The sequence below is a fragment of the Pseudomonas sp. MMS21 TM103 genome, from assembly GCF_022132145.1.
Classification (GTDB): Bacteria; Pseudomonadota; Gammaproteobacteria; order Pseudomonadales; family Pseudomonadaceae; genus Aquipseudomonas.
The window spans coordinates 789,866-806,773 of the sequence record NZ_JAJISP010000002.1; the positions used below are offsets into that span (position 1 = coordinate 789,866).

The following is a 16,908-nucleotide window of genomic DNA, read 5'->3' on the forward strand; positions in this document are numbered from 1 at the left end:
ATGCGGACCCCGGTGCTTACAGACCTTGCTCGGCAAAGGTGGCGGCCAGCGCCAAAGCGCCATCCAGGGCACCGGCATCGATGCCGCCGCCCTGCGCCATGTCCGGACGACCACCGCCCTTGCCACCGACTGCCGCTGCAGCCTGCTTCATCAGCTCGCCGGCCTTGAGCTTGCCTGTCAGGTCCTGGGTCACGCCGGCCACCAGCACGACCTTGTCGTCCTGCACACCGCCGAGCAGGATCACTGCACTGCCAAGCTTGTTCTTCAACTGGTCGACCATGGCCAGCAAGGCCTTGCCATCCAGCCCGTCAACCCGCGCACTGAGCACCTTGATGCCCTTGACGTCCACGGCGGAGCCGGCCAGATCATTGCCAGCCGCACTGGCGGCCTTGGCTTTGAATTGCTCCAGCTCTTTTTCCAACTGACGATTACGTTCCAGCACGGCAATCAGCTTGTCCAGCAGGTTGTCGCGGCTGCCCTTGACCAGCGCGGCGGCCTCTTTCAACTGTTCTTCGGCTGCATTCAGGTAAGCAAAAGCTGCTGCACCGGTGACAGCCTCGATACGCCGCACCCCCGCTGCCACACCGCCTTCGCTGGTGATCTTGAACAGGCCGATGTCGCCGGTACGGGATACGTGAGTGCCACCACAGAGTTCGACGGAGAAGTCACCGCCCATACTCAGCACCCGTACCCGATCTCCGTATTTCTCGCCGAACAGCGCCATGGCGCCTTTTTGCTTGGCGGTTTCGATATCGGTCTCGACCGTTTCGACCTCGCTGTTGTTGCGCACCTGGGTGTTGACGATATCTTCCAGGGCCTTCAGTTGCTCCGGCGTGATCGCCTCGAAGTGACTGAAGTCGAAACGCAGGCGCTGGCTATCGACCAGCGAGCCTTTCTGCTGCACATGCTCGCCGAGCACCTGACGCAACGCGGCGTGCAGCAGGTGGGTCGCCGAATGGTTGAGCGCGGTGGCCTGACGCACGCTGGCGTCGACTTCGGCCTTGATCGCGGCGCCGACACTCAAACCGCCCTTGGCAACGATGCCGTGGTGCAGGAAAGCACCGCCGACCTTGGTCGTGTCGCGCACATCGAAACGCACAGCAGTGTTTGAGTTTGCGCCTTCCATAAGAAAGCCGCAGTCCCCGACCTGGCCACCGGATTCGGCATAGAACGGCGTCTGATCGAGAACCACGACGCCCTCCTCGCCTTCGCTCAGGCTATCGACCGCCTGGCCATTGGCGAACAAGGCGATGATGGTGCCGCTGCCACTGGTGCCCTCGTAACCGAGGAAACGCGTGTCGCTGTCGACCTTGACCAGGGCGTTGTAATCCATGCCGAAGGCGCTGGCGGAACGGGCGCGTTCGCGCTGGGCCTGCATTTCGCGCTCGAAGCCGCTCTCGTCGAGAGTCAAGCCGCGCTCGCGGGCGATATCGGCCGTCAGGTCGAAGGGGAAGCCATAGGTGTCGTACAGTTTGAATACTGTCTCGCCGGGGATCAGCTTGCCTTTGAGCCCGACCAGATCCTGCTCGAGGATTTTCAGGCCCTGCTCCAGGGTCTTGGCGAACTGCTCCTCTTCGGTTTGCAGCACACGCTCGATATGCGCCTGCTGCTGTTGCAGCTCGGGGAAGGCTTCGCCCATCTCGGCCACCAGGGCCGCGACTATCTGGTAGAAGAAGCTGCCCTTGGCGCCCAGCTTGTTTCCGTGACGACAGGCGCGCCGGACGATGCGGCGCAGCACATAGCCGCGACCTTCATTGGACGGGGTGACGCCATCGGCGATCAGGAAGCTGCAGGAGCGGATATGATCGGCCACTACTTTCAGTGACGCCTGGCCTTCGTTGGCGCAGCCGATGGCCCGAGCCGAGGCGTTGAGCAGGCTCTGGAACAGGTCGATCTCGTAGTTCGAGTTGACGTGCTGCAGCACCGCACTGATGCGCTCCAGGCCCATGCCGGTGTCCACGCTCGGCGCCGGCAGCGGGTGCAGTACGCCGTCTGCGGTGCGGTTGAACTGCATGAACACGTTGTTCCAGATCTCGATGTAGCGATCGCCATCCTCTTCCGGCGAGCCGGGCGGGCCACCCCAGATGTGCTCGCCGTGGTCGAAGAAGATCTCGGTGCAGGGGCCGCACGGGCCGGTATCGCCCATGGTCCAGAAGTTGTCGGAGGCGTAAGGTGCGCCTTTATTGTCGCCGATGCGGATCATCCGCTCGGCCGGCATGCCGACTTCCTTGGTCCAGATGTCGAAGGCCTCGTCATCGGTGGCATAGACGGTGACCCACAGCTTGTCTTTGGGCAGGTTCAGCCAGCGCTCACTGGTCAGGAATTCCCAGGCGAAGTGGATGGCATCGCGCTTGAAATAGTCGCCAAAGCTGAAGTTACCCAGCATTTCGAAAAAGGTGTGGTGACGTGCGGTGTAACCGACGTTTTCCAAATCGTTGTGCTTGCCGCCGGCACGCACGCACTTCTGGCTGCTGGCGGCGCGGGTGTAGGCGCGTTTTTCCAGGCCGAGGAAGCAGTCCTTGAACTGGTTCATCCCCGCATTGGTGAACAGCAGCGTCGGGTCGTTGCCCGGAATCAGGGAGCTGGAAGCGACACGGGTATGCCCCTTCTCTTCGAAGAAGCTGAGGAAAGCTTCACGGATTTCAGCGCTTTTCATAGGATCATCCACGGAAACAGGCGGCCACGGCGAAGCCGGCAAAGGGCCGCATTATATCGGCCCTTTAGCATCGGTACAGCGTGTTTATCAATAGATAACGGCTATCGCTCTTCTCGCCACTCAAGTCAACGAGGGACACCACCGCCTAAGCCAAGGCAACGTCAGTCTGCAGAATGCACTGAGCTGCCCCCATGGCGATGAGCAAGCGTGCTTTTCAGTCGGGCGAAACTAGCTTCGCCCGGCGGCAGACACGACAGCGGCTCAGGCGTTGCCCGACAGCTTGAGCCGCGCCGCCTGGGTGAAATCGAGCATGCGCTTGAGCGGCTTGATTGCCTTGGGGATCAGCGCGGGATCGACGAATATTTCGTTGCTGCCTTCACGCAGGCTCTGCAGGGTGCGCTGCAGGGTGTTCATCGCCATCCACGGGCAGTGCGCACAACTGCGGCAGGCGGCGCCGTTACCGGCGGTCGGCGCCTCGATGAATTCCTTGTCCGGACACAACTGCTGCATCTTGTAGAAGATGCCGCGGTCGGTGGCGACGATGAAGGTCTTGTTCGGCAGGCGCTGGGCCGCCGCGATCAGTTGACTGGTCGAACCGACCGCATCGGCCAGGTCGATCACCGCCGTCGGTGACTCCGGATGCACCAGCACCGCAGCGTCCGGGTACAGGGCTTTCATGTCCTCGAGTTGCTTGGCCTTGAACTCCTCGTGGACGATGCAGGCGCCGTCCCACAGCAGCATGTCGGCACCGGTCTTGTTCTGGATGTAACGCCCCAGATGCTGATCCGGCGCCCAGATGATGCTTTCGCCGTTGTCCATCAGGTGCTCGACGATCTCCACTGCGCAACTGGAGGTCACCACCCAGTCGGCCCGCGCCTTCACCGCCGCTGAGGTATTGGCATACACCACCACGGTACGCTGCGGGTGCTGATCGCAAAACGCGGCGAACTCCTCCACCGGACAACCCAGATCCAGCGAGCAGGTCGCCTCCAGGGTCGGCATCAGCACGCGTTTTTCCGGGTTGAGGATCTTCGCCGTCTCGCCCATGAACTTGACCCCGGCCACCAGCACGGTCTGCGCCGCATGCTGGTTACCGAACCGGGCCATTTCCAGGGAATCGGAGACGCAACCGCCGGTCTCTTCGGCCAGCGCCTGCAACACCGGGTCGCAGTAATAGTGGGCCACCAGCACCGCATTCTGCTTTTTCAGCTCGGCAGCAATCTCGGCGCGGTAGAAGGCCTCCTGCTCGGGCGTCAGCGGCTTGGGCTGTTTGGCATCCAGATGAGCCTGGACCAGAAGGCGTTCGGAAATCTGCGTCATGTCATCGGGTCCTGTACAGGTCGATCAGCGGGGGCTCGAGTATACCCGCCAGATTGACTACGCGAGAGCAGACTGGACAGGCATTCGGGGAGTAAGGCGCGCTGCAAGAAAGAAAATCCTGCGCCCTCTAGGACCGCAGGATTTTCATAATAGTTTGATCTTAAAAGACTTTGCAAATAGGCCCAGGCGCTGTCCTGGTGCTCCAGAGCGAACACCGGGCGCACCCTGGCAGAAAAATCGCAAGGTGCGCCGTTGCCATCACTGCAGCAGGAAATCCACCACGGCCCGGGTGAAGGCATCGTCGGCTTCGACATTGGACAGGTGCGCGGCCGGCAACTCGACCAACTGCGCGCCAGCGATGTGTTGCTGCATGAAACGGCCATGCTCAGGCGTGGTGACCGCGTCGGCCGTGCCGCAGACGATCAACGTCGACTGCTTGATCGCGCCCAATTGCTCGCGGAAATCGGCATCGCGTACCGCCGCGCAGTTACCGGCATAGCCCTGGGCCGAGGTGGCCGCCAGCATCGCGGTGATGCGGTTGGCCTGTGCGGCCTGGAGGGCGGCGAACCCGGGGGTGAACCAGCGCGCAATGGACGCATCGCGCAGGTCACTCATGGCCCGCTGGCCGCCTTGCAGCACGGTATCGATACGACTGTTCCATACTTCGTCGTTGGCAATCCTGGCCGCGGTGTTGCAGAGCACCAGCTTGTCCAGGCGCTCGCCGGCATGGATACCCAGCCACTGGCCGATCAGGCCACCCATGGACAAACCACAGAAATGCACCCTGGGGATATCCAGGTGATCGAGCAGGGCCAGCACGTCGCGGCCCAGTTGCTCGATGCTGTAGAAGCCCGCACTGACCTGCGACTGGCCGTGACCGCGGGTGTCGTAGCGCAGCACCCGAAAATGCGCGGTAAAGGCCGGCATCTGCGTGTCCCACATGCCCAGGTCGGTGCCCAGGGAATTGCTCAGCAGCAACACTGGCGCATCGGCCGGGCCTTCGAGCTGGTAATTCAGGTCGCCATCGGCGAGGTGGACAACAGGCACGGAAAACCTCCTTCAAATAAATAGGACTCGATGTTCAGTCGGGACGCGTGCGCCCCAACAGCATTGACGCCTACGACCAAGAGCGTTGCCACTGGCTCATAGGTGCCATGGTGCAGGCCGGCGCGGCTCGACACAACGAGGTTGGCCTGCGATACGCACGGCGCACTTCAGGGATCAGGGCGCGCCGCAGCGCCTCAGACCCGCTCGATGGCCAGTGCCAGCCCCTGCCCCACGCCGACGCACATGGTCGCCAGGCCACGCTTGCCGCCGGACTTCTCCAGCTGGTGCAAGGCGGTCAGGACCAGGCGCGCGCCGCTCATGCCCAGCGGGTGGCCGAGGGCGATGGCGCCGCCATTGGGATTGACTTGGGGCGCGTCGTCGACCAGGCCGAGGTCGCGGGTGACCGCCAGGCCCTGGGCGGCGAAGGCCTCGTTGAGTTCGATCACGTCGAAGTCGCTGATCTGCAGATCCAGGCGCTCGCACAGCTTGCGCACCGCCGGTACCGGGCCGTAGCCCATGATCCGCGGCGCCACGCCGGCGCTGGCCATGCCCAGCACCCGCGCCCGCGGGATCAGGCCGTGCTGCTGCACCGCTACGGCGCTGGCCAGGATCAATGCGGCGGCGCCGTCGTTGACCCCGGAGGCATTGCCGGCGGTGACCGTCTTGCCTTCGCCGTTGACCGGCTTGAGCTTGCTCAGCGCTTCCAGGGTGGTCTCCGGGCGCAGGTGCTCGTCCTGCTCGATGACGCTAACGCCCTTGCGACCCTTGATGGTGACCGGGACGATTTCCTCGGCGAAGAAGCCGGCGGCTTGGGCCGCCGCCGCGCGCTGCTGGCTGCGCAGGGCGAAGGCGTCCTGATCGGCGCGGCTGATCTGGTAGTCGTCGGCGACGTTGTCGGCGGTCTGCGGCATGGCGTCCACGCCGAACTGGGCCTGCATCAGCGGGTTGATGAAGCGCCAGCCGATGGTGGTGTCCTCGATCTTCTGGTTGCGCCCGTAGGCCGTGTCGGCCTTGCCCATGACATAGGGCGCGCGCGACATCGACTCGACGCCGCCGGCGATGGCCAGCTCCATCTCGCCGCTGGCGATGGCGCGGAAGGCGGTGCCGACCGCGTCCATGCCCGAGGCGCAGAGGCGATTGAGGGTCACCCCGGGCACGCTGTCCGGCAGACCGGCCAGCAGCAGGGCCATGCGCGCGACGTTGCGGTTGTCCTCGCCGGCCTGGTTGGCGCAGCCCAGAAAGACTTCGTCGACCTGGCTCAGGTCGAGTTGCGGGTTGCGCGCGATCAGCGCCTTGAGCGGCACCGCCGCCAGGTCGTCGGCGCGCACCGGCGCCAGGCCACCGCCGAAGCGGCCGATGGGGGTGCGCACGGCATCGCAGATAAATACGTCGCGGCTCATTCCTCACCTCCGGCCTGGCCGTGGGCAGCCGCGGTGCGGGCTTCCAGGGCACGCAGGGCAGCGAGTTCGACTTCGGTCGGCTCGGCGGTGACGCTGAGGTTGTCGGCAAAGCGGATCTGCCAGCCGGTGGCCTCGATCACCTGTTCGCGGGTCACGCCCGGATGCAGGGTGGTGACGATGAACTCGTTGCTGCCGGCTTCCGGCTCCATGATGCACAGGTCGGTGATGATACCGACCGGGCCCGCGCCGGGCAGGCCCAGACGCTGGCGGTGGTCGCCGCCTTCGCCGTGGCCGACCGAGGTGATGAAGGCCAGCTTGTCGACGAAGGTGCGGTGCGACTGCTTGAGGATGATCAGCACCTGCTTGGCCGAACCGGCGATCTCCGGCGCGCCGCCGGCGCCGGGCAGGCGCACCTTAGGCTGGTGGTAGTCGCCGATCACGGTGGTGTTGATGTTGCCGTACTTGTCGACCTGGGCCGCGCCGAGGAAGCCGACGTCGATGCGCCCGCCCTGGAGCCAGTAGCGGAAGATCTCGCCGGTCGGCACTACTGTGTCGGCGGTCTCGGCCAGCTCGCCGTCGCCGATCGACAGCGGCAGCACGCTCGGCTTGGCGCCGATCGGGCCGGATTCGTAGATCAGCACCACGTCCGGCGAGGAGGTCAGGCGCGCCAGGTTGGCGGCCTTGGACGGCAGGCCGATGCCGACGAAGCACACCGCGCCATTGCGCAGGCGGCGGGCGGCGGCCACGGTCATCATTTCATTGGTGCTGTAGGCGCTCATTATTTGGCCTCCTGCTGTGCGGCCAGCTTGGCCCCGGCTAGTTTTTCCTGGAAAGCATTGAAGTCGACGGTGCCGCGGATGTATTCGTCGATCCAGGCCGTGAAGGTCTCGCGGTCGCGGGCGATCGGGTCCCAGGCCTGGTAGAAACGGTTATCCCGCTCGGAGTAGCCGAGGGCATAGGACGGATGGGCGCCGCCGGGCACGTGGCAGACGGCGGTCAACGCCCAGCTCGGCAGTACGCAGGCGTTCATCGGCGCGTTCAGGTCATCGACGATTTCTTCCACGGTGACGATGCAGCGCTTGGCCGCCAGGGCCGCTTCCTTCTGCACGCCGAGGATGCCCCAGAGCAGCACGTTGCCCTTGCGGTCGGCCTTCTGCGCGTGGATCACGGTGACGTCCGGACGCACCGACGGCACCGCCGCCAGCACTTCGCCGGTGAACGGGCAGGTCACTGTCTTGATCAGCGGGTTGACCTTGGGCAGGTCGGAGCCGGCGTAGGCGCGCAGCACCGCGAACGGCAGGCCCGAGGCACCGGCGACGTAGGCGTTGGCCATGTCGGCGTGACTGTGCTCCTCGATTTCCAGCGGTTGCGGCCAGCCCTTCTCCACCGCGTCGCGCAGGCGGTGCAGGGAGCCGACGCCGGGGTTACCGCCCCAGGAGAACACCAGCTTCTTCGCGCAACCGGCGCCGATCAGCAGGTCATAGACCAGGTCCGGGGTCATCCGCACCAGGGTCAGCTCGCGCTTGTTCTGGCGGATGATCTCGTGGGACGCCGCGGTCGGGATCAGGTGGGTGAAGCCTTCGAGGGCGATGGTGTCGCCGTCGTTGACGAAGCGCTGGATCGCCTCGCCAAGGGAAATTATTTCGGCCATTGCGGTTGCTCTCGCTTGGTTGACGGTGCCACCGGCTGAGGGTGGCGGCTGAGTCCACAGTAGGCCCAGAGGCGCCGGCAAACAATCCGATAATCGACTTACTGTTCGATTATCGAACACTGCTTTACTCAGTTCGTTCGAGCAGGCAGCCCAAGCCCTCGGCCAGTTCGCGCTGGCGCTGCAAGCCCTGCATCACCCGGCCGACGATCTCCATGCGCTCGCGGGCACCGGCGCGCAGTGCGTGCATGGCCTCGTGGGCCGCCGCCGAGGTGCTCAGGCCACTGCGCGCCGACTGATCGACCTGCCCCAGGCCGCTGCTGGCTTCATCGGCGGCGCTTTTCAGGCCCTTGGCGATCTGCATGATCTGTTCGCTGGAGTCGTTGGCGCGCACCGCCAGGCTGCGCACCTCGTCGGCCACCACGGCAAAGCCGCGGCCGTGCTCGCCGGCCCGCGCCGCTTCGATGGCCGCATTCAGTGCCAACAGGTTGGTCTGGCGGGCAATGTCCTGGATGCTGCCGACAATCGCACCGATGCGCCGCGACTGCTCGCCGAGAGTGTTGAACACCTCGCCGGTGCGACGCAGGTAATCGGCCAGCTCGCCGATCGATTGGCTGGTGGCCTGGATGCTCTCGGCACTGCTGCTGACTTTCTCGCCGGACTGCTGCGCCAACTCGGTGGCGAAGTGCATGTCGGCCTGACTCTGTTCGATGGCCCGCAGCAGCTCACCCTGATGCTGGCGCAGTGCCGGATCGACAACCGGGCTGGGCAACGGCGCGGACACCAGATCCACCGGTGGCTCCAGGCGCACAGGCGGCTGTGACCAGTCACAGTCCTGCAGCACCCGCTCGATCACCTGGGGCGGCTGGGTCAGATAGAAGAAGCCGGCCAGCAGCCCCAGGATGGCCAGCAATGACGCCAGGCCCGGCTCCCAGCTACCACTGGCGAAAAAGACCAGGGCGACAGTCCCCAGCAGGTTGCCGGCCAGCAGCACGCTGGCCAACTGTTTTTGCCAGGTGCTGGCCTCACCGACGGCACGATAATTATCCATAGTTTCTCTCTTGTTGGCTGGAGCAGTCGAAACCACGCGTATTGGCACCCTGCGCGGCTGCAACCAAGGGTGCCGGTTGTGGCAACGCGTGAAGTTACAAACCGATATGGGTCTGCAGGATCTCCTGTTGGCCCTTCAATTCCTGGCTGGGTCCGTCATACAGCACCCGGCCCTTGACCATGATCATGCTGCGGTCGGTAAGGTCGAGCAGCACGTTGACGTGCTTGTCGACCACCAGAGTGGCGATGCCGCTGGCCTTGATCAGGCGGATCACGTCCCAGATTTCCTTGCGGATCAGCGGTGCCAGGCCCTCGGTGGCCTCGTCGAGGATCATCAGCTCGGGGTTGGTCATCAGCGCGCGGCCGATGGCGACCATCTGCTGCTCACCGCCGGAGAGGTTGCCGGTGAGGTGGCTGAAACGCTCGGTCAGGCGCGGGAAGGTCGCCAGCACCCGGTCAAGATCCCAGTCGCGGCGACCGTCGAGACCGGGGCGCGCCGCCATCACCAGGCTTTCGCGTACCGTAAGGTTGGGGAACATGCCACGGCCTTCCGGCACATAGCCGATGCCACGACGGATCACCTTGTGCGCGGCGCTGCCGGTGAGGTTCTCGCCCCTGATCCGTACCTCGCCACTGCGCGGCGGGGTCAGGCCGAGCAGCGAGCGAATGGTGGTGCTCTTGCCCACGCCGTTGCGCCCGAGCAGGGCCAAGGTTTCCCCCGGCGCGATCTGCAGATCGACGCCATGCAGCACATGGCTGTTGCCGTAGAAGGTGTGCAGGCCGCGCACCTCGATCAGCGGGGTTGCTGTGATTGTAGTGCTCATCAGAACTGCTCCTCGCCATCGCCCAGATAGGCTTCCTGCACCGCAGGGTCGTTACGCACCTGATCCAGCGGACCGCTGGCCAGCATCTGCCCGTTGACCATCACGGTCAGGGTCTTGGCGATGCTGAACACCGCCTCCATGTCGTGCTCGACCAGCACCAGCGAGTACTCGCGCGACAACTCGGCGAGCAACTCGACGACCCGGCTCGACTCTTCCTTGCCCATTCCGGCCATCGGTTCATCCAGCAACAGAAAGCTCGGTTCGGTGGCCAGGACCATGCCGATCTCCAGTTGCCGCTGCTCGCCATAGCTCATGGAACTGGCAGTGCTGTGACCCTTGCTGCTCAGGCCGCAAGCGTCCAGCGCCTGCTCGGCGCGCTCGCGCACCAGCGGGTAGCGGTCGCTGCGACGGAAGAAGCGGAACGAGTTCTGCATCCGCGACTGCGCGGCGAGCATGCAGTTTTCCAGGCAACTGAAGCTGGGGAAGATATTGGTACGCTGAAAGCTGCGGCCGACACCCAGGTGCGACACCTTGTTCGGTGCCAGACCGGTGATGTCCTGGCCATTGAAGATCACCTGGCCGCTGCTGGGACGCAGGTGACCGGAGAGCAGGTTGACCATGGTGCTCTTGCCGGCGCCGTTGGGGCCGATGATGGCGTGGATCTCACGGGGCGCCACCTGCAGGCTGATGTCGCTGACGGCGCGCAAACCACCGAAGGTTTTGCTCAGGCCACGGGTTTCCAGTATCAATCCGCTCATTGCTCAGCCTCCTGCTTGCTCACGCTGGGCAGTTTCATCCCGGCGGTTTTGTTGCGCTTGCGCGCGGCCAGTTGCAGCAACAGGCCGGCGATCCCACGCGGCAGCAACAACACCATGCAGATCACCACCACACCCATCGGCAATTCCCAATGCGGGGTCAGGCTGGCGAACCAGTGGTGCAGGCCCTCGAAGGCGAAGGCGCCGAGGATCGGCCCGAACAAGGTGCCCATGCCGCCGAGAATCACCATCACCAGGATATGCGCCGACATCTGCCAGCTCAGCTGGCCGGGGCTGACGAAGCCGTACTGGGTAGCTGACAACATGCCGGCGTAACCGGCGATGGTGCCGGCGATGACAAACGCCGCCAGCTTGTAGAACAACGGGTTGTAGCCCAGGGCGCGAACCCGTTGCTCGTTCTCCTTGATGCCCAGCAGAACCCGGCCGAACGGCGCACGCAGGAAAGTGCGCAGCAGGACGAACAACAGCCCCAGCGAAGCCAGCACCACATAGAACAGCGTGGTGCGGTTCTCCAGGTCGAGTAGCTGCACCCCGCCGACGGCCACCGTGGGTTTCATGAACAGGTAGGCGCCATCCGAGCCGCCAGCGAAGGACGCATCGTGGAACAGGTAATAGAGCATCTGCGAGAAGGCGATGGTCACCATGATGAAGAAGATCCCCGAGGTGCGGATGATCAGCACGCCCATCAGCAGTGCGGCCAGGGCGGTGATGCCCAGGCATACCGGCAAGGCGACCCAGATGCTTACCGCCTCGTATTCCGGGGCCAGCAGCACCAGGGCATAACCGGCCATGCCGAAGAAGGCCGCCGAGGCCAGGCTGACCATGCCGCTGACGCCGACCAGCAGGTCGAGGCCCAGGGCGACTATGGCCAGGATCATGATGCTGGTCAGTTGCTGGAGGAAGAAGTCGTGCTTTTCACCGGCCAGGCCGGCACCGAACAGCGGATAGGCGGCCATCAGCAGCAGCAATGTCATAAGCAGCAACTGGATCGGGCGAGGTATTGCATGCATAAGAAAGTCCCCGAAATGGTAATTAGGCGAACAGCCCGCGCGGCTTGAACAACAGCACCACGGCCATCAGCACATACACGGCCATGCCTGCGTATTGCGGCACCAGCACCGCGCCCCAGGTGGCGGTCAGCCCCACCAGCAGGGCGCCGAGAAAGGCGCCGCGAATCGAGCCCAGGCCACCGATGACCACCACCACGAAGGCGATGATCAGGATCTGGTTGCCCATGCCGGGATAGACCGACGACACCGGCGCGGCGATCATCCCGGCGAAGGCCGTCAATGCAGCGCCAGCGGCGAACACCAGGGTGTAGATCAGGCGGATATCGATGCCCAGGCTCTGGACCATTTCGCGGTTGCTCGAGCCGCCGCGAATGATCATGCCCAGCCGGGTGCGTTGCAGGATCAGATACATGGCCAGGGCGATTGCCGCGCAGACCGCGGAAATGAACAGGCGGTACACCGGGTAGTCGAGGGTTTCGGTCAGCTGGATCGAGCCGCTGAGCAGCGCCGGGATGGCCACGCTGTGCACGTCATTGCCCCAGACGATGCTGCGCAGCGAGTCGATCACCATGATCAGGCCAAAGGTCATCAGCACCTGGTCGAGGTGGTCACGCCGGTACAGCGCCTGGATCAGGAAGCGCTCGATCAGCACCCCGAGCAGCGCCGCCAGCGGCACGCCGATGAGGATGGCGAGAAACAGATCGCCGACCAACCCGGTCAACCAGTACACCAGGTACGCGCCGACCATGTAGAGGGCGCCGTGGGCCAGGTTGATGATCTGCATGATGCCGAAGATCAGGGTCAGACCGCTGGCGATGAGAAACAGCAGCAGGCCGTACTGCAGACCGTTCATGGTCTGGATGAGAATGGTGGAAAATTCCATCGGGCATACCAAGGTCAGGAATGAGGCAGGCCCGCCCCCTGGCCAGAGTTGGCCGGCAAAGCGGGTCGATTGATCCGGGTGGAACCGGCCGGAGGCTCCAGACCAGGCGCTGCGACGGGTCATAGCCGGCTATGACCAGGTACAACAACGCGGTATCCAGAGTTCGGCAAGCGCACTCGATGCAACCGACCCGCTCCACTGGTCAGCCCTAGGCGGCCAGGACGCGGGGACAACGGTGCGGGCTAGAGCTTGCAGCCACGCGCAGGATCGGCCAGGCCAGCGGCGGCCGTACTGACCACTACATTGGCGCCGTCACGCACCTCGCGCAGGTAGATGTTCTGCACCGGGTTGTGCGCCTTGGAGAAACTCCACGCCCCCCGTGGGCTGTCGATCCTGGCGTCGGCCATGGCTGCACTCCAGGCAGCGCGGTCCTCGGTATTGCCCTTCACCTTGGTCAGCGACTGGGCCAGCAGCAGGCCGCTGTCGTAGCCCTGCACCGCGTAGATGTCGGCCTCCTTGCCGAACTTCTGCCGGTAGTCGTCGCGAAACTTGCTGTTCTGCGGGGTATCCAGGCTGTCGGCGTAATGCAGGGTGGTCAGCACGCCGCTGGCCGCTGCGCCTTGCGCGGCCAGGGTGCCCTCGGTGAGAAAGCCCGAGCCGAGCAGCGGGATCTTGCCTTGCAGGCCGGCTGCGGCGTAATCCTGAACGAACTTGGCCGCGCCACCGCCGGCGAAGAACACGAACACCGCGTCCGGCTTGAGCGCGGCGATCTCGGTCAGTTGCGACTGGAACTCCACGTCAGGAAAAGGCACGTAGATTTCCTTGCTGACCGTGCCGCCGGCCTTCTCGAACCCTTCCTTGAAGCCTTCCACCGACTCGGTGCCGAAGCCGTAGCGCCAGGCCACGGTGACGATGTTCTTGTAGCCCTTGTCCGCCGCCACCTGGCCCATCGGGTAGGCGGTCTGCCAGGAGGTGAAGGAGGTGCGGAAGATGTTTGCCGCGCACAACGGGCCGGTGGCCGCGTTGAAGCCGGCATTGGGGATGATCAACGGCACGCCGGTTTCGCGGGCAACCTTGACCGCGCCCATGCCGACACCGGAGTGCACCGGGCCAATCACCACGTCGACCTGGGAGCCGGCAATCAGCTTCTGCATATTCGGCACCGCCTTGCCGGGGTTGGCCTCGCTGTCGACCACCACGTACTCGACCGGACGACCGCCGAGGCTGCCGCCCTGCTGCTCGATGGCCAGTTTCATGCCGTTGGTAGTGGCCTCGCCGAGGGCGGCGAAGGTGCCGGTGTAGGGCAGCAGCAGGCCGATTCTTACCGGCTCGGCCGCCAGGGCCAGGCTGCTCATGGAAGCACTGAGGGCCAACGCCAGGGCGCTGGCGGTGAAGGTGGAGCGGATCGAGCAAGGCATCTTGTTATTGTTGTGCATTGTTATCTCCAGCGGCGCTCTGCGGCGCAGCGTGCAAGGAAAACCATCATGGGTTGCCGTTGTGTCTGCGACCCACCGACGCCAGGGTCGGCAGGTCGCCCGTGCCTAGAGCAGCTTCCAGGTGTAGTTGAAGATCAGGCGGTTCTCGTCGACGTCGGTGCGGTAGTTGGAACGCGCGGCGACGTTGCGCACCTTGACGTTCAGGCCCTTGAGCGAGCCGCTCTGCACCACGTAGCCGATGTCCAGATCGCGCTCCCGGTCCTTGCCCTCGAAGCCGCGGCCGGTATCGACGTTGTCGCCCTTGAGGTAACGCACCCCGGCGATCAGGCCCGGCGCGCCCAGAGCGGCGAAGTCATAGTCGTAACGGACCTGCCAGGAGCGTTCGTCGGCAGAGGCGAACTCGTAGGTCGGCACCTCGTTGCCCAGCGGGCTGACGTTGGCGAACACCCGCGGCAAGCCGTCGGCGCCGAACATTGCCTGATAGCCGAGGTAGAGGGTGTGGCCGCCGTACTTGGCCGACAGCAGGGAGAACGCCGCCTGGTTGTCCAGCTTGCCGAGCAGCTGTTCGCCATCCTCGGCCGAGTCGAAGTAACCGAGACTGGCACCAAGCACCCAGTCACCGACCGGCTGGCTGTGCTTGAGGCTGAAGTAACGCTGGTTGTAGAGGTCATCCAGCTGGGCGTACCAGGCGCCGACCGAGGTGCGGTTGGCATTGAAGCTGTAGTCGGCCCCGGCATAGTTGAAGCGATCGCTGGTGATCAGCTGGCCGGCACTGCGCCGCGGCGCATAACCGACCAGGACACCCATTTCCCCATCGCCGGCCTCGTTGCGCAGGCTGGTGGAGCGCAGCTGGCCACCTTGCAGGGTCAAGCCGGCGATCTCGTTGGAGACAATACTCGCCCCCTGATAGGTCGGCGGCAGCAGGCGGATATCGCCGAAGTAGAGTACCGGCAGCATGGGCTGCAACTCGCCAACCTTCAATTCGGTCTTCGACAGTCTGACCTTCAGCGCGGCGCCCAGACGGCTGTATTCATCGGCCGCCTTGCCCTCGTCGGTCACCGGCAGCAGGCCGCTGTTGACCCGGTCACGGCTGCTGTCGAGCTTGAGCCCGAGCAGGCCGATGGCATCAACGCCGAACCCCACGGTGCCCGGGGTGTAGCCGGATTTGACATTGAGGATGAAGCCCTGGGCCCACTCCTCGGCCTTGGACTGCTGGCTGGGCCCAACGATGTCGGCGTAGTCACGGCTGAAGTAGTAGTTACGCGCTTGCAGGGTCGCGCTGCTGTCTTCGATGAAACCGCCCGCCTGCGCCAGGGCGGGCAGACTGAGGGCGACGGCGAGGGACAACAGGACCGGCTTTGCATGGGAATAGTGAGTCATCGTTTAGCTCTTTGTTGTTATTGAAGTTGTGCTGTTGCGCCACCCTTGCCGGGGGCGAACCCGGCAACGCAAGTGGGTGGTGTGACTACCGACGCGTCGACGCCAGGGAAGACGCGGCGGCAATGCTCATGGGCCGAAGGCGTCTAACCGCTTGCCTGCTCCTTGGCCAGATTGGTGGTGTCCAGCGGCGCGGCGACGGCCGCGGCTTTACGCCGGGCGCCGAGCAGCAGGTGCGCGGCAATGCCGAACACCAGCCCCCAGAAGGCCGCCGACAGGCCGAGGAAAGACATGCCCGAGGCGGTCACCAGAAAGGTGATCAGTGCCGCCTCGCGGTCGTTCGGTTGGGCCATGGCGCCGGCCAGCGCACCGCCGATGGCGCCGAACAGCGCCAGTCCGGCCAGGGCGGCGATCAGCTCGCGGGGAAAGGCGCTGAACAGCGACACCAGGGTGGCGCCGAACAGGCCCAGCAGCAGGTAGACCAGGCCGCCAGACACGCCGGCGACATAGCGCCTGGCAGGATCCTCGTGAGCCTCGCGGCCGGTGCAGATGGCTGCGGTGATGGCCGCCAGGTTCAGACCGTGGCAGGCAAAGGGCGCCAGCAGCAGCGAGCCCAGGGCGCTGCTGCTGATGATCGGACTGGCCGAGGTCGGGTAGCCGGCGTTGCGCAGCACCGCCATGCCCGGGACGAACTGGCCGGTGAGCGCCACCATCACCAACGGCAGGGCGATATTCAGGCTGGCCGCCAGGCTGAACTCCGGGCTGATCCACACCGGCGTGGCCAGGCCGATGACCAGTGCGTCCTGGCGCAGATCGCCAGTGGCAAGCGCGATCGTGCAGCCGACCAGCAACACCGCCAGCACCGCATAGCGCGGCAGTAGCCGCTTGACCAGCAGGTAGCTGGCGAACATCGCCATCACCAGCACCGGTTTGCTTTGCAGCGAGACGAACAGACCGGTGCCGAAGCTGAACAGGATGCCGGCCAGCATGCCGGCTCCAATTGCGGCGGGAAGCTTGCTGATGATGCGGTCGAAGGCGCCGCTGATGCCGACCAGGAAGATGATCAGGCTGGCGACGATGTAGGCGCCGACCGCCTGATTGAGGCTGATCTGCGGCAGCAGTGCGACCAGCAGCGCCGAGCCGGGGGCCGACCAAGCGATGATGATCGGCACGCGGTAACGCAGGCTGAGGCCGATGCCGAGCACCGCGCTGCCAATCGAGATCGCCCAGACCCAGGACGACAGCACGGCATGCGACAGCCCAGCGCTCTCGGCCGCCTGGAAGATGATCACCAGGGGACCGGCGTAGGAAATCACGGTGGCAATGAAACCGGCCACCACGGCGGACAAGGAGCAATCGTTGATCAAGGCTTTCATGGAACCTCGCTGCAAGGCGCATCAGGCCATCCGTGACACGCAGTCCGGATCGCTCTTGTTATGGGTGAAGCAGGCCCGACGAACCGGCGGCAGCCCTGGGGCCGC

General features: G+C 64.8%; 13 protein-coding genes and 1 pseudogene. All 14 read right to left on the reverse strand.

Annotation, left to right across the window (positions count from 1 at the left end; genetic code table 11):
• Positions 1-16: 16 nt before the first annotated feature.
• Positions 17-2,656 carry an alanine--tRNA ligase gene (gene alaS, locus LJY18_RS10720; protein ID WP_238041773.1) on the reverse strand — a complete coding sequence of 880 codons (2,640 nt, stop codon included), beginning with the start codon at positions 2,654-2,656 and terminating at the stop codon, positions 17-19.
• A gap of 261 nt (positions 2,657-2,917) precedes the next feature.
• Positions 2,918-3,976 (reverse strand): quinolinate synthase NadA, encoded by a 1,059-nt coding sequence (gene nadA / locus LJY18_RS10725; RefSeq protein WP_238041774.1) that lies wholly within the window; start codon positions 3,974-3,976, stop codon positions 2,918-2,920.
• Between the two features lie 258 nt (positions 3,977-4,234).
• Entirely contained in the window at positions 4,235-5,023 is a 789-nt protein-coding gene (pcaD, locus tag LJY18_RS10730; protein WP_238041775.1) for a 3-oxoadipate enol-lactonase, read from the reverse strand.
• Positions 5,024-5,217: 194 nt separating this feature from the next.
• A complete protein-coding gene (gene pcaF, locus LJY18_RS10735) occupies positions 5,218-6,423 on the reverse strand; it encodes a 3-oxoadipyl-CoA thiolase (RefSeq protein ID WP_238041776.1) in 1,206 nt (401 codons plus the stop codon).
• A complete protein-coding gene (locus LJY18_RS10740) occupies positions 6,420-7,202 on the reverse strand; it encodes a CoA-transferase subunit beta (protein ID WP_238041777.1) in 783 nt (260 codons plus the stop codon). Before LJY18_RS10740 ends, pcaF begins: the two co-directional genes overlap by 4 nt.
• Positions 7,202-8,074 (reverse strand): CoA transferase subunit A, encoded by an 873-nt coding sequence (locus LJY18_RS10745; protein ID WP_238041778.1) that lies wholly within the window; start codon positions 8,072-8,074, stop codon positions 7,202-7,204. Before LJY18_RS10745 ends, LJY18_RS10740 begins: the two co-directional genes overlap by 1 nt.
• Positions 8,075-8,198: 124 nt before the next feature.
• Positions 8,199-8,585 (reverse strand): annotated as a pseudogene (locus tag LJY18_RS22710) (methyl-accepting chemotaxis protein); the annotation flags it as partial.
• 631 nt (positions 8,586-9,216) lie between these two features.
• Complete coding sequence (locus tag LJY18_RS10755) at positions 9,217-9,945, reverse strand: ABC transporter ATP-binding protein (protein ID WP_238041779.1); 729 nt, start codon at positions 9,943-9,945, stop codon at positions 9,217-9,219.
• Positions 9,945-10,703, reverse strand: coding sequence for an ABC transporter ATP-binding protein (locus LJY18_RS10760; protein ID WP_238041780.1), 759 nt, complete (start codon positions 10,701-10,703; stop codon positions 9,945-9,947). The genes LJY18_RS10755 and LJY18_RS10760 overlap by 1 nt, the downstream gene beginning before the upstream one ends.
• Positions 10,700-11,731 (reverse strand): branched-chain amino acid ABC transporter permease, encoded by a 1,032-nt coding sequence (locus LJY18_RS10765; RefSeq protein ID WP_238041781.1) that lies wholly within the window; start codon positions 11,729-11,731, stop codon positions 10,700-10,702. The genes LJY18_RS10760 and LJY18_RS10765 overlap by 4 nt, the downstream gene beginning before the upstream one ends.
• 22 nt (positions 11,732-11,753) lie before the next feature.
• Positions 11,754-12,614, reverse strand: a complete 861-nt coding sequence (locus tag LJY18_RS10770) for a branched-chain amino acid ABC transporter permease (RefSeq protein WP_238041782.1) — start codon at positions 12,612-12,614, stop codon at positions 11,754-11,756.
• Between the two features lie 242 nt (positions 12,615-12,856).
• Positions 12,857-14,050: an ABC transporter substrate-binding protein gene (locus LJY18_RS10775; protein WP_238041783.1), complete on the reverse strand. Its 1,194-nt coding sequence runs from the start codon at positions 14,048-14,050 to the stop codon at positions 12,857-12,859.
• A 105-nt stretch (positions 14,051-14,155) separates the two neighbouring features.
• The gene (locus LJY18_RS10780) at positions 14,156-15,430 is read right to left on the reverse strand and encodes an OprD family porin (protein ID WP_238041784.1); all 1,275 of its coding nucleotides are present in this window, start codon (positions 15,428-15,430) and stop codon (positions 14,156-14,158) included.
• 143 nt (positions 15,431-15,573) lie between these two features.
• Positions 15,574-16,803 (reverse strand): benzoate/H(+) symporter BenE family transporter, encoded by a 1,230-nt coding sequence (locus tag LJY18_RS10785; protein ID WP_238041785.1) that lies wholly within the window; start codon positions 16,801-16,803, stop codon positions 15,574-15,576.
• Between the last annotated feature and the right edge of the window lie 105 nt (positions 16,804-16,908).

Bases quoted from the DNA above. Each gene is read 5' to 3' on its own strand.
- alaS (WP_238041773.1), bottom strand. From the start codon at position 2,656: ATGAAAAGCGCTGAAATCCGTGAAGCTTTCCTCAGCTTCTTCGAAGAG.
- nadA (WP_238041774.1), bottom strand. From the start codon at position 3,976: ATGACGCAGATTTCCGAACGCCTTCTGGTCCAGGCTCATCTGGATGCC.
- pcaF (WP_238041776.1), bottom strand. From the start codon at position 6,423: ATGAGCCGCGACGTATTTATCTGCGATGCCGTGCGCACCCCCATCGGC.
- LJY18_RS10740 (WP_238041777.1), bottom strand. From the start codon at position 7,202: ATGAGCGCCTACAGCACCAATGAAATGATGACCGTGGCCGCCGCCCGC.
- LJY18_RS10745 (WP_238041778.1), bottom strand. From the start codon at position 8,074: ATGGCCGAAATAATTTCCCTTGGCGAGGCGATCCAGCGCTTCGTCAAC.
- LJY18_RS10755 (WP_238041779.1), bottom strand. From the start codon at position 9,945: ATGAGCACTACAATCACAGCAACCCCGCTGATCGAGGTGCGCGGCCTG.
- LJY18_RS10760 (WP_238041780.1), bottom strand. From the start codon at position 10,703: ATGAGCGGATTGATACTGGAAACCCGTGGCCTGAGCAAAACCTTCGGT.
- LJY18_RS10765 (WP_238041781.1), bottom strand. From the start codon at position 11,731: ATGCATGCAATACCTCGCCCGATCCAGTTGCTGCTTATGACATTGCTG.
- LJY18_RS10770 (WP_238041782.1), bottom strand. From the start codon at position 12,614: ATGGAATTTTCCACCATTCTCATCCAGACCATGAACGGTCTGCAGTAC.
- LJY18_RS10775 (WP_238041783.1), bottom strand. From the start codon at position 14,050: ATGCACAACAATAACAAGATGCCTTGCTCGATCCGCTCCACCTTCACC.
- LJY18_RS10780 (WP_238041784.1), bottom strand. From the start codon at position 15,430: ATGACTCACTATTCCCATGCAAAGCCGGTCCTGTTGTCCCTCGCCGTC.
- LJY18_RS10785 (WP_238041785.1), bottom strand. From the start codon at position 16,803: ATGAAAGCCTTGATCAACGATTGCTCCTTGTCCGCCGTGGTGGCCGGT.